Below are 12,250 nucleotides of genomic sequence, written 5' to 3'. Positions count from 1 at the left end.
CGTCAGAATTTTATCTGCCCCACGGCAACGCCCTCGGAATCCGCAATCGGCGGACTCCATGGGCGGTATCAAGTGTCAGGCAGCTTCTTTGGTCGTGGCAGTGGTCAGGATAGTCAGCAGGGTCTGGGCCTGCTCTGCAGCGTCACGGCCAAGGCTGGTCAGGTAGCCCCCGTCCGGCTGGTCGATCAGCCCTTTGGCGTGGAGGCGTTTGGCAGCGGCGATGGCAGTCGGGGAGGCGGTCTGATGGACTTTCAGGCCTTCTTTGGTGCTGTCCAATGGGAAGAGTACAAGGATTTCCAGTTCGGCAACCAACTCAGGGGTATACGACATAAGGACTCCAGACTTTCTAAGAATTTATTAGAGGCTAGCAGGCCATAAGGTGAACGCACTTTGCCGAACTGTCCAGCGTGTTGAGTGTGCCGGGTTTATTGCTTTTCAGGGGGCAGTGTTGGCAGGGCACGCAGTGCAGTTTCATACCATTCGGTATTGAACGCGCGGTCCTCTTCCAGCAACGCGTCGATCTCGACGGCCAGCACGTGGGCCATCATTTGCAGGATGTCTTCACGCTCGTAACCCACCAGGGTCAGCTTGTTGAACGTGGCCTTGGCCGCGGGCGGGTTCTCGCTTTCGATCTGGTTCTCGATCGCTTCGATCAGGGTGGTTTCGGCGAATTCTTCTTCGTCGTTGTCGATATCGGTTGGCTCGCTCATGGCAGGCTCCTCAAGGAAAGGCCGCCAGTCTACGCCCATTCAGGCGGGTGATGCTGCTGGTCAGGTGGGCGCTAGGGATCTATAACTCTTGCAGCCAACCCCATACCCGGCCTGGAGGCACCTGCAATGCTCAAGCTCTACGGTTTTTCGGTCAGCAACTACTACAACATGGTCAAGCTGGCGCTGCTGGAGAAAGGGCTGCCTTTCGAAGAGGTGCCGTTCTTTGCCGGGCAAACCCCCGAAGCCCTGGCGGTCAGCCCGCGTGGCAAGGTGCCGGTGCTAGGCGTCAAGCAGGGGTTTATCAACGAGACCAGCGTGATCCTCGAATACCTCGAGCAAACCCAGGAAGGGCCTTCGCTGCTGCCCGCCGAGCCGTTCCAGCGCGCTCAGGTGCTGGCGCTGTGCCGGGAAATCGAGCTGTACATCGAATTGCCTGCCCGCGCCTGTTTCGCCGAAGCGTTTTTCGGGATGCCGGTGCCGGAGGCAATCAAGGACAAATCCAAGGCCGAATTGCTGCTGGGGGTGGGTTCGCTGGGGCGACATGGCAAGTTCGCACCCTATGTGGCGGGGGAGAGCTTCACGCTTGCCGATCTGTATTTCATGTACAGCATGAACCTCGCCTGTGCGGTAGGCGAGAAGCTGTTTGGGCTGGATTTGTTGGCTGAGATGCCGACGGCCAAGGTGTTGCTGGACAAGCTGCACGCCATGCCCAATGCGCAAAAGGTGGCAGCGGACCGAGAGGCGGCGATGCCGGCGTTCATGGCGATGATTGCCGCCAAAAAATAGTGTCGATCAAACCCGTAGGAGCCGGCAAGCCGGCTCCTACAGGGGGTGGATCAGCGGCTGGCGAGCAGGGCCTGGCCGCGAGCGACGGCTGCCTTGACCTGTGCCGGTGCTGTGCCCCCCACGTGGTTGCGCGCATTCACCGAACCTTCCAGGGTCAGTACGGCGAACACGTCCTGTTCGATCTGGTCGCTGAACTGACGCAGTTCTTCCAGGCTCATCTCTGCCAGGTCCTTGCCGGTGTCCACGCCGTATTTCACGGCATGGCCGACGATTTCGTGGCAGTCGCGGAACGGCAGGCCACGGCGTACGAGGTAGTCCGCCAGGTCGGTGGCGGTGGAGAAACCGCGCAGTGCCGCTTCACGCATGATCGCGTGCTTGGGCTTGATCGCCGGGATCATGTCGGCAAAGGCACGCAGCGAGTCGCGCAGGGTGTCGGCGGCGTCGAACAGCGGTTCCTTGTCTTCCTGGTTGTCCTTGTTGTAGGCCAGGGGTTGGCCTTTCATCAGGGTCAGCAGGCCCATCAATGCGCCGAATACGCGGCCGCTCTTGCCACGTACCAGCTCCGGCACGTCGGGGTTTTTCTTTTGCGGCATGATCGAGCTGCCGGTGCAGAAGCGGTCCGGCAGGTCGATGAACTGGAATTGCGCGCTGGTCCACAGCACCAGCTCTTCGGAGAAGCGCGACAGGTGCATCATCGCGATGCTGGCGGCGGCGCAGAATTCGATGGCGAAGTCACGGTCCGACACGCCGTCCAGAGAGTTGCCCCCTACGGCATCAAAGCCCAACAGTTGTGCGGTGTATTCGCGGTCGATCGGGTAGGTGGTGCCGGCCAGTGCGGCGCTGCCCAGGGGCATGCGGTTGGCGCGCTTGCGGCAATCCACCAGGCGCTCGTAGTCGCGGCTGAGCATTTCGAACCAGGCCAGCAGGTGGTGGCCGAAGGTCACGGGCTGCGCGGTTTGCAGGTGGGTGAAGCCGGGCATGATGGTGCCGGACTCACGCTCTGCCTGCTCCAGCAGGCCTTTTTGCAGGCGCGTGATTTCGCCCAGGATCAGGTCGATTTCGTCACGCAGCCACAGGCGGATATCGGTGGCCACCTGGTCGTTACGGCTACGCCCGGTGTGCAGTTTCTTGCCGGTCACACCGATACGGTCGGTGAGGCGGGCCTCGATATTCATGTGCACGTCTTCCAGGTCGACGCGCCAGTCGAACGTACCGGCCTCGATCTCGCCACGGATGGTGGTCAGGCCGTCGATGATGCTATCGCGTTCGGCGTCGGTCAGTACGCCGACCTTGGCCAGCATCGTCGCATGGGCGATGGAGCCCATGATGTCGTGGCGGTAGAGGCGCTGGTCGAAAGTGACGGAGGCGGTGAAGCGGGCGACGAAGGCGTCGACGGGTTCACTGAAGCGGCCGCCCCAGGACTGGTTGGTCTTGTCGGTGCTCATGGATTCGCTCGTGATCTGCTTAAAAGAGGCGTTGAGGTGTGCTGGCGATAATAACAGGGTTGCCCGGGAAGGCGGTGCTGCGGGTGGTCGGCATTTTTATTTGTGCGAAGGATGGCTAAGTGCCTTGCCGCCGAACGCGTCCGGGAAGAGACTGGAGGCAGCTGTTTATTGAAACGATATTTGACGATTGCACAATGTCGTCTCAGTGAGCGTCTACAGTTGCACTGATAGAGCGTGAATGCACCAAAGTCGGGTGATGCGGTCAGAGCCCAGACTATCCATTTAAAAAGGGGGGTATTCGGATTGTGTATCAGCAAACCCTACGACGGTGCCCGAAGGCAGCAGGTCTTGGGCGCAATTGAACAGGTCCGGGTAAATATGGGTGCCGCTCTCGGGGCACTTTTTGCCGCTCGCGCTAGTCTTAGCGTGGATCGCTGTGACGCAAGTCACCGCACCTGTCTACGCTATCCTTGTGCGAGACTCACGCAGGAATCCAGCGCAATATGAATGTCCTGATCGTTGATGACGAACCCCAAGCCCGCGAGCGACTGAGCCGACTGGTCAGTGAACTCGAGGGTTATACAGTCCTTGAACCGAGCGCCACCACGGGCGAAGAGGCGTTGGCGTTGATCGACAGCCTCAAGCCGGACGTGGTGTTGCTTGATATCCGCCTGCCCGGCCTCGATGGCCTGCAAGTCGCTGCCCGCCTGAGCGAACGTGAATCACCACCGGCCGTGGTGTTGTGCGCCGCCCAGGACGAGTTCCCCGCGCAGACCCTGGAGGACAGTGGCGTAGCCTTCCTGTTCAAGCCAGTGACGGGCGAAGCGCTGCTCAAGGCCTTGAAGAAGGCCGAGCGCCCCAACCGTGTCCAGCTCGCGGCGTTGACCCAGCCGGCAGCCCAGAGCGGCAACGGGCCGCGCAGCCATATCAGCGCCCGTACCCGTAAAGGCATCGAGCTGATTCCCCTGAGCCAGGTGGTCTACTTCATTGCCGATCACAAGTACGTGACGCTGCGCCATGAGGCCGGCGAGGTATTGCTCGATGAGCCGCTCAAGGCCCTTGAAGATGAATTCGGCGATCGTTTCGTGCGCATCCACCGCAACGCGCTGGTTGCCCGCGAGCGAATAGAACGCCTGCAGCGCACGCCATTGGGGCACTTCCAATTGTTCCTCAAAGGGCTTAACGGCGATGCCCTGATCGTCAGCCGACGCCATGTCGCCGGTGTGCGCAAGATGATGCAGCAGCTTTAGCCCGCGGCTCTGGCGCGGCCTGTATTCCATATCCCGGTGCGACGTGGCCAGGGAGGCCCCGCACTTGCTGATTCAAATCAAAGCGTATTTGCCTGAGCTGTTATTATCTGCCGTATCTATTCAGTACGGATTGATCCATGTCCTCTCGCGAAATCCGCATCGCCACCCGTAAAAGCGCCCTGGCCTTGTGGCAGGCCGAATACGTCAAAGCACGCCTTGAGCAGGCCCACCCGGGCCTCGTAGTGTCCCTGGTGCCCATGGTCAGTCGCGGCGACAAGCTGCTCGACTCGCCGCTGTCGAAGATCGGCGGCAAGGGGCTTTTCGTCAAGGAACTGGAAACCGCGCTACTGGAAAACGAAGCCGACATCGCCGTGCACTCCATGAAAGACGTGCCGATGGACTTCCCCGAAGGCCTGGGCCTGTACTGCATCTGCGAGCGTGAAGACCCACGCGATGCGTTCGTTTCCAACACGTATGCTTCTCTCGACGATCTGCCGCTAGGCAGCATCGTCGGCACCTCCAGCCTGCGTCGCCAGGCACAGTTGCTGACCCGTCGCCCGGACCTGCAGATCCGCTTCCTGCGGGGCAACGTCAACACCCGTCTGGCCAAGCTGGATGCCGGTGAATATGACGCGATCATCCTCGCCGCTGCCGGCTTGATCCGTCTGGGGTTCGAGGATCGCATCACCTCGGCCATCAGCGTCGAGGACAGCTTGCCGGCCGGCGGGCAGGGCGCCGTGGGCATCGAATGCCGTACCGCAGACAGTGAAATCCACGCGCTGCTCAAGCCTCTCGATCACCCCGACACCGAAGTTCGTGTGACCGCCGAGCGTGCCTTGAACAAGCACCTCAACGGCGGCTGTCAGGTGCCCATCGCCTGCTACGCCGTGCTTGAAGGTGAAAACCTGTGGTTGCGTGGCTTGGTGGGCGACCCGGACGGCGGCACCTTGCTCACCGCTCAGGTGCGAGGCCCGCAGCGTGATGCCACGGCCCTGGGCATTCAGGTGGCCGAAGAACTGCTGGAAAAAGGCGCCGGCGCCATTCTGCAGAAAGTCTATGGCGAGGCCGGTCCGCAGTGACCGACTGGCGTGTGCTGCTGACGCGGCCTGCCGAGGAGTCGACGGCACTGGCGGCGACGTTGTCCGATGCGGGCATCTTCAGCAGCAGCCTGCCCTTGCTGGACACCGAGCCCTTACCCATCACACCGACACAGCAGGCTGTGTTCGATGATCTAGGCCGCTATTGCGCGGTGATCGTCGTCAGCAAACCGGCTGCGCGCCTCGCTGTGCAACGGTTGGACCAGCGCTGGCCGCAAGTGCCCTGGTTCAGTGTCGGTGCTGCGACTGCGCAGGTACTGGCCGATCAGGGCCTGGACGTTCATTATCCGCAAACCGGCGACGACAGCGAGGCCTTGCTGGTGCTGCCGGCCCTTCGCGAAGCAGTTGCACGGCCCGGTGCGCGGGTGTTGATCCTGCGGGGGGAAGGCGGCCGGGAGCTGCTGGCTGAGCGTTTGCGCGAGCAAGGTGCTAGTGTCGAGTATCTGGAGTTGTACCGCCGTTTCCTGCCGGTGTACGCCGCTGGGGCACTGATGCAACGCATCCAGTTGGAACGCTTGAATGGCCTGGTGGTCAGCAGTGGGCAGGGTTTTTTGCACCTGCAGGCGTTGGCCGGCCCGGATTGGCCGCACGTGGCACAGTTGCCGTTGTTCGTGCCGAGCCCGCGAGTCTGTGAGATGGCACGGGCAGCGGGCGCAGAAAAAGTTGTGGATTGTCGCGGTGCGAGTGCCGCGGCTTTGTTAGTGGCGTTGCGCAGCTCTGTCCCATGAGGCAAGCCGCTCCCACTCTCTGAATACGCAAAGGACGGATACGTGAGCGAAACAGCCTTGCCTAAAGAAGAAGCCCAGCCCGCACTGAGTGCGCCGGTTGAGCCACCAGTCACCGCGCCACGTCGTGGCAATGGTCTGGCAGTCGTGGCCCTGTTGCTCGGCGCCGCGGGGGTTGCCGCCGGCGGCTGGGGGATCTGGCAGGTCCGTGCCCTGCAAGCCAGCAGCCAGCAACAGCTGGGGCAGGTGCAGACCCTCGATGACCAATCCCAGTCGCTCAAGCAGAGCCAGCAGCAACTGGCCGCACGCCTGGCACAGCTGCCCGCCGCAGATGAACTGGAGGAGCGTCGGCGTCTGGTCGCCCAGCTACAAGGCGATCAGCAACGCCTGAGCCAGCGCCTGGAAACCGTGCTGGGCGCCAGCCGCCAGGACTGGCGTTTGGCGGAAGCCGAGCACCTGATCCGTCTGGCCAGCTTGCGCCTGTCTGCCCTGCAGGACATCAACAGTGCCCAGGCGCTGGTGCAGGGTGCCGACGAGATCCTGCGTGAGCAGAGCGACCCGGGTTCCTATGCCGCGCGTGAGCAGTTGGCCAAGAGCCTCGTTGCCCTGCGCAGTGTCGAGCAGCCGGACCGCACCGGGCTGTACCTGCAGCTGGCAGCGCTGCGTGACCAGGTGGTGCAACTGGCGGCCATCGCGCCGGAATACCAACTCACCGAGCCGGCGTCGCAAGGGCGTCCGACCACCGATACGGACAGCCGCTGGAGCCAATGGTGGGAGCAGATATCCCGCTATTTTCGCATCGACTTCAACCCCGATGACAACATCCGTCCGCTGCTCGCGGGCCAGGGCTTGAACCAGGTGCGCCTGGCGTTGAGCCTGGCACTGGAGCAGGCGCAGTGGGCCGCGCTCAATGGCGAAACGGCGGTGTATAGCCGTGCCCTTGGTGAAGCGCGCAGCGTATTGCAGGACAACTTCAATCAGGACAACCCGCAGAGCAAGGCCATGCTGGCGCGTATCGCCGAGCTTGAGCCGAAAGCCGTTTCGGTGGTGACACCGGACCTGGCGGCGAGCCTTGCGGCGGTGCAGGCCTACCTGGATCGTCGTCACCTGTCTGCTGATGAAGCCAAGGCGGCGGCGGGTACGCCGGCGACCCAGGAGTAGAGCCGATGAAGCGTTTCTATGTGATCCTGGTGCTGGCGGTTGCAATCGCCCTGGCACTGGCCGTGGGCATTTCGAAACACACCGGCTACGTGCTGATTACCTATCCCCATCTGCTGCATTACGAGTCGAGCCTGTGGGCCACGCTGGTCGCGTTGTTTGTGGTCGGCCTGGCGATCTACCTGGTCCGCGTGTTGCTGAGCCTGCTCACGACCTCGGGTGGGGTGGTCAACCCATGGTCGCGACGCAACCGCAGCCGCCGCGTACAGATTGCGATCGAGCAGGGCCAGATGGACCTTGCCGAAGGCCGCTGGGCCAGCGCCGAACGCCACTTGCACCGTGCCGCTGAGGCTGAGCGCCAGCCGCTGCTTTACTACCTTGGCGCCGCGCGTGCCGCCAACGAACAGGGGCGTTATGAAGAGTCCGACGGCCTGCTGGAGCGCGCCCTGGAGCGTCAGCCCCAGGCCGAGCTGGCGGTTGCCCTGAGCCATGCGCAGCTGCAACTGGACCGTGGCGATACCGACGGTGCGCTGACCACCCTGCAGGCGATGCACGAGCGCCACCCGCATAACGCCCAGGTATTGCGCCAGTTGCAGCGCCTGCATCAGCAGCGCGGCGATTGGTCGTCGGTGATTCGACTGATGCCTGAGCTGCGTAAAGACAAGGTGCTGCCTGCCCCGGAACTGGCCGAACTTGAGCGCCGCGCCTGGGGTGAAAACCTCAGCCTGGCAGCCCAGCGCGAAGACCAGAGCGAAGCCGGGTTGCAGTCCCTTGAGCGTGCGTGGGAACAACTCACTTCTGCCCAACGTCAGGAGCCGCCCCTGGTCTTGGCCTACGCCGAGCAGCTGCGCCGGCTGGGCGCCGATACGAAAGCCGAGGAAGTACTGCGCGGTGCTATCAAACGCGGCTACGACAGCCACTTGATCCGGCTCTATGGTCTGCTGCGTGGTAGCGATCCGGCCCGCCAGTTGAAGTTTGCCGAAGGCTGGCTCAAGGACCATCCGGGGGACGCCAGCCTGCTGTTGACGCTGGGGCGCCTGTGCCTGCAGAACAGCCTGTGGGGCAAGGCGCGGGACTACTTGGAGAGCAGCTTGCAGGTGCAGCGCAATCCTGAAGCCTGTGCCGAGCTGGCACGCTTGCTCGCGCAATTGGGTGACACAGAACGCAGCAACCAGTTGTTCCAGGAAGGCTTGGGGCTTCTGGACAATCGTTTGCTGGCGTCACCGTTGCCAGTACCTGTGCGAGCGTGAGATAGGAAAACAAGCGGAGGCTGGTTCGGAAGTTTCCGGGGCCAGCCGTTCGATTCCCTGTAAATACGGGGGACAGAAGATGGGCAAGCAAATTCCTACTGTTGGCTGCTCGAAGTCATCCAGGTTCTGACGGCATATCCTCATGCCCTCGCCGAATCGTCTGCTCTAGTGCGTATTGAAAGGAGTCAGGCCTTTCCTCTACCGTAGCGGCCTGTCTCCTGCGGTACGGATAAACAATGTCTTTGGCCCCTTCACGCTCCTTGTTTTTCCTGGCGTTCCTGGCGGGTGCGCTGACGTTGGGCGCGTCTTTTTATGTCGAGTACGGCGCGCTGCTACGTCCCTGCTTCCTGTGTCAGGTGCAACGCCTCTTTGTGGCGACGTTCACCTTGATCAACCTGGTGGCCGCCCTTCATAACCCCAAGCGCCCTGCGGTCGTCCTGTATGGGGTGGCCAGTATGGGTTGTGCGTTGCTGGGGGCGGTCACTGCTGTACGCCAGGTGTTGCTGCAAAATGTCGCACCGGATCAGCCGGCCGAGTGCTGGCCCAGCTTGCAATCGATGATCGAAAACCTGTCGTTTTGGCAAGCTTTGCGATCGACCATCAAAGGCACCGTGGACTGCGTCGAGATCAACTGGACGCTGTTTGACCTGAGCCTGCCGGAGTGGAGTCTGTTGTGCTTCGTGGCGATGCTGATCCTGGGCATCCTGCAGTTTTCACGGCTGTTTTTCAGCCAATCCTTGGGGTTGGCAAAGCGCTGAGAGTGGGCCGAAGGTTGTAGGACGGGATTAAACACTTGTATGAACTTTCTGTCCTGCGTACCTTGAAGCCATAGTCATGCGGGCATAATCTGGCCCGCACGCATTAGCGAAACCGTTTGTCAGATGCAGCCTTGTCCGGCTGCTGCTTTATCCTTGAAGTGTTGCGCGGGCACCAGGCGGCAGCGCCCCTACTAGGGAAGAGAGATCATCATGCTGGAAAGTTGTCAGAATGCTCAGGAACGCTGGGGTGGTGTGCATAAGCTGATCGACAGCTGGCTGAAGGCACGTCACGAACTGGTTCGGGCCTTTGATGCTCTCGGCGCCAAGCCCGAAGCATTGGCACAGAACCGCGAACCGTTGCAGGATTTCTGTGGGGTCTTGGTGGACTACGTGTCTGCTGGCCACTTCGGGGTCTACGAGCAACTGACCAAGGAGGCGGAAGCCTTTGACGATCAGCGTGGCCTGGACCTTGCCGAAACCATTTATCCGCGTATCGACGCCATCACTGAAAAGTTGCTGGCGTTCACTGATCTGTGCGATGCCGGCAACTGCGTGGCGGCGAAATTCCAGGAGCTGGGCGCGCTGCTTCATGAGCGTTTCGAGCTGGAAGATTGCCTGATCGAAGTGTTGCACAACGCGCACAAGGAAGAGTCCGCCACCCAGGCCTGAACCCTGATGGCGAGGTAAAAAAAACGGTGCGCATGGCGCACCGTTTTTTATTGGGTCAGTGGCGGGTTCCGAGCAGTTCGATCTCGAATACGAGTGGCGAATAGGGTGGGATCAACTCACCTGCGCCGTCAGCGCCATAGGCTTGGGCAGAAGGAATCACCAAGCGCCATTTCGCGCCGACCGGCATCTGCTGCAAGGCGCTGCTCCAGCCGCTGATTACGCTGTCCAGGCGGAACCACTGCGGTTGCGTGCTCTGATCGAAGACGGGCCCATCGGGCAATCGCCCCACGTATTTGACCTGTACCTCATCACTGGCCAATGGCTTGCTGCCACTGCCGGGCGAGAGCTCGGTGAGCAGGATGCCATCCGCCAATTCGCGCACGCCACTCAGTGCTTTTTCCTTGGCTAAAAATTGCTGCTCGGCGGCGAGTGCCTTTTCGGTTTGTGGAACCTGGGCATCGGCTTCGCTTTGCGCTTCATGCTGGGCGAGCACCTGTTCAATGCGCGCATTGTCCAGGGCCAGGGGTTTGCCTTGGTAGGCTTGTTTGAGACCGTCGAGCAATGCCTGGAGCTGCAGGTCGGGAACCTCTTGGCGCAAGCGCTCGCCCAGACTGGCACCCAGGCTGTAGGCGAGGTCGTGCGGGTCTGGGGCCGTCGTTTTGGACGGCGTTTGCTCGCCCGCATTGGCTGCGCAAATCGCCAAGCCAAGCACTAGAAAAAGGTAACGCGACATGGGCATTCTCCCGCCGAAAGTGCGACGGATTATGCCAGTGTGGATGGGTAAAAAGTGGCGCGGTTTTTCGTTATATCGATAAGAATTTTCGCGCGTTGCAACGCAACGCAAACGATACTGTCAACATGCCCTAGCGGCGGTAAGAGCAGAGGGCTAGTATGAGCCGCACCCACGTCAGCCAGGAGGTAAACCATGTCGGCCAAACAGAAGCCTGTTAATACCCCGTTGCATTTACTCCAACAACTTTCGGGCAGCTTGCTCGAACACCTGGAAAGCGCTTGTTCCCAAGCGTTGGCCGATGCAGAAAAGCTGCTCGCCAAGCTGGAAAAACAACGCGGTAAAGCGCAAGAGAAGCTGCACAAATCCCGCACCAAACTGCAAGACGCCGCCACTGCCGGCAAGGCCAAGGCACAAGCCAAAGCCAAAGACGCTGTCAAAGAACTTGAGGACCTGCTGGACGCCCTCAAGGATCGCCAAGCTGAAACCCGCACCTACATTTCCCAACTCAAAAAAGACGCTCAAGAAAGCCTGAAACTGGCCCAGGGCGTTGGTCGTGTGAAGGAAGCTGTAGCCAAAGTGCTGGGCGCTCGTACGCCTGCAAAAGCTGTTGCTGCGAAAGCACCTGCTAAAGCTGCTGCCAAGCCAACTGCCAAAACTGCTGCTGCAAAACCGGCCGCTAAGCCAGCTGCTAAAACTGCTGCTGCGAAACCAGCCGCTAAGCCAGCTGCTAAAACTGCTGCTGCGAAACCAGCCGCTAAGCCAGTTGCCAAACCTGCTGCTGCGAAACCAGCCGCTAAGCCAGCTGCTAAAACCGCTGCTGCGAAACCAGCCGCTAAGCCAGCTGCCAAACCTGCTGCTGCAAAACCAGCCGCCAAGCCAGCTGCTAAAACCGCTGCTGCGAAACCAGCCGCCAAGCCAGCTGCCAAACCTGCTGCTGCAAAACCAGCCGCCAAGCCAGCTGCCAAACCAGTTGCTGCAAAACCAGCCGCTAAGCCAGCTGCCAAGCCTGCTGCTGCAAAACCAGCCGCTAAACCAGCTGTCGCCAAGCCTGCCGCTGCCAAACCAGCACCGGCCAAGCCAGCCACCCCAGCGGCTACCCCGGCAGCCTCCACCGCTCCAGCCGCGACCGCCAGCAGCACGCCTGCTCCGGTAGCATCCAGCACGACCCCAACCAGCGCTTCCTAAGTGCTGGCAGCCACGGCGCGCAGCAGTTGCAGCGCGTCGTGGTCAAGGTTGGCGGCTTCGGTCGCCAAGCCTTCAAGCCATCTGTGCTGACCTTCCTTCTTCGGCCATGCCTGCGCCACTGCCTCCAGGCGCGTCAGTAATTCCCGCTCTGCATCCAACTCCAGGGCCTTGACCCGCTCCCGCAACTTATCCAAAACCTCATCCTGCTGCGCCATGGCGCGCCATTGCATGCGCACCTGTCGTAACGGCTCGATGACCTGCGCCTGCCAGAGCCCGGCGACCTGCTTGAGCGCCTGCAGACGTTCGGGTGTCTGCGCTACACCCCGTTGCTCCAGCCAGGCGCCACACAACAACAGGCACACATCCGCCCCTCGTTCCTGCAAGCGCAGGCAGGCGGCTTCGCAGCCCGAGCGGGCGTAAGTCGAAAGGGCAAAGCTCCACAGGTCAGCGCACATATTCACACCCAAGCCAGCGGCCAACGAAG

Annotated in this window: 14 protein-coding genes; 9 read left to right on the top strand and 5 right to left on the bottom strand. The window is 61.4% G+C overall.

Annotation, left to right across the window (positions count from 1 at the left end):
* Positions 1-75: 75 nt before the first annotated feature.
* Together AC07SU_RS04450 and AC07SU_RS04445 are read right to left on the bottom strand one after the other, a co-directional pair.
* Entirely contained in the window at positions 76-330 is a 255-nt protein-coding gene (locus tag AC07SU_RS04450) for a TIGR02647 family protein (RefSeq protein WP_176994426.1), read from the bottom strand.
* A 95-nt stretch (positions 331-425) separates the two neighbouring features.
* Positions 426-710 (bottom strand): hypothetical protein, encoded by a 285-nt coding sequence (locus AC07SU_RS04445; RefSeq protein WP_178920286.1) that lies wholly within the window; start codon positions 708-710, stop codon positions 426-428.
* A gap of 126 nt (positions 711-836) precedes the next feature.
* Here AC07SU_RS04445 and AC07SU_RS04440 point away from each other — a divergent pair, with 126 nt between their 5' ends.
* A complete protein-coding gene (locus AC07SU_RS04440) occupies positions 837-1,496 on the top strand; it encodes a glutathione S-transferase family protein (protein WP_494996306.1) in 660 nt (219 codons plus the stop codon).
* A 50-nt stretch (positions 1,497-1,546) separates the two neighbouring features.
* On the opposite strand, the gene argH is transcribed toward AC07SU_RS04440, so the two are convergent.
* Entirely contained in the window at positions 1,547-2,941 is a 1,395-nt protein-coding gene (gene argH, locus AC07SU_RS04435) for an argininosuccinate lyase (RefSeq protein WP_176994423.1), read from the bottom strand.
* Positions 2,942-3,444: 503 nt separating this feature from the next.
* Here argH and AC07SU_RS04430 point away from each other — a divergent pair.
* From AC07SU_RS04430 to rsd, 7 genes are all read left to right on the top strand, one after another.
* Positions 3,445-4,191, top strand: a complete 747-nt coding sequence (locus AC07SU_RS04430) for a LytR/AlgR family response regulator transcription factor (RefSeq protein WP_176994422.1) — start codon at positions 3,445-3,447, stop codon at positions 4,189-4,191.
* A 137-nt stretch (positions 4,192-4,328) separates the two neighbouring features.
* A complete protein-coding gene (hemC, locus tag AC07SU_RS04425; RefSeq protein WP_176994421.1) occupies positions 4,329-5,270 on the top strand; it encodes a hydroxymethylbilane synthase in 942 nt (313 codons plus the stop codon).
* Positions 5,267-6,016, top strand: coding sequence for a uroporphyrinogen-III synthase (locus AC07SU_RS04420; protein ID WP_494996305.1), 750 nt, complete (start codon positions 5,267-5,269; stop codon positions 6,014-6,016). The genes hemC and AC07SU_RS04420 overlap by 4 nt, the downstream gene beginning before the upstream one ends.
* Before the next feature lie 42 nt (positions 6,017-6,058).
* A complete protein-coding gene (locus AC07SU_RS04415; protein WP_494996304.1) occupies positions 6,059-7,174 on the top strand; it encodes a uroporphyrinogen-III C-methyltransferase in 1,116 nt (371 codons plus the stop codon).
* A 5-nt stretch (positions 7,175-7,179) separates the two neighbouring features.
* The gene (locus AC07SU_RS04410; protein WP_494996303.1) at positions 7,180-8,421 is read left to right on the top strand and encodes a heme biosynthesis protein HemY; all 1,242 of its coding nucleotides are present in this window, start codon (positions 7,180-7,182) and stop codon (positions 8,419-8,421) included.
* A gap of 236 nt (positions 8,422-8,657) precedes the next feature.
* A complete protein-coding gene (locus AC07SU_RS04405) occupies positions 8,658-9,179 on the top strand; it encodes a disulfide bond formation protein B (RefSeq protein ID WP_494996302.1) in 522 nt (173 codons plus the stop codon).
* Between the two features lie 210 nt (positions 9,180-9,389).
* Positions 9,390-9,848 carry a sigma D regulator gene (gene rsd / locus AC07SU_RS04400; RefSeq protein ID WP_176994418.1) on the top strand — a complete coding sequence of 153 codons (459 nt, stop codon included), beginning with the start codon at positions 9,390-9,392 and terminating at the stop codon, positions 9,846-9,848.
* A gap of 55 nt (positions 9,849-9,903) precedes the next feature.
* Here rsd and AC07SU_RS04395 read toward each other — a convergent pair whose 3' ends face one another.
* Positions 9,904-10,581, bottom strand: coding sequence for an FKBP-type peptidyl-prolyl cis-trans isomerase (locus tag AC07SU_RS04395; RefSeq protein WP_494996301.1), 678 nt, complete (start codon positions 10,579-10,581; stop codon positions 9,904-9,906).
* Positions 10,582-10,773: 192 nt separating this feature from the next.
* On the opposite strand from AC07SU_RS04395, the gene AC07SU_RS04390 reads away from it, so the two are divergent.
* A complete protein-coding gene (locus AC07SU_RS04390) occupies positions 10,774-11,766 on the top strand; it encodes an AlgP family protein (RefSeq protein WP_494996300.1) in 993 nt (330 codons plus the stop codon).
* Here the strand turns inward: AC07SU_RS04390 and AC07SU_RS04385 are convergent.
* Positions 11,763-12,221: a TIGR02444 family protein gene (locus AC07SU_RS04385; RefSeq protein WP_494996299.1), complete on the bottom strand. Its 459-nt coding sequence runs from the start codon at positions 12,219-12,221 to the stop codon at positions 11,763-11,765. The two genes, AC07SU_RS04390 and AC07SU_RS04385, sit on opposite strands and share 4 nt — an antisense overlap.
* Positions 12,222-12,250 lie beyond the last annotated feature (29 nt).

The organism is Pseudomonas sp. GW821-FHT05H12 (assembly GCF_059419385.1).
This window is presented reverse-complemented; position numbering and strand designations above follow the sequence as displayed.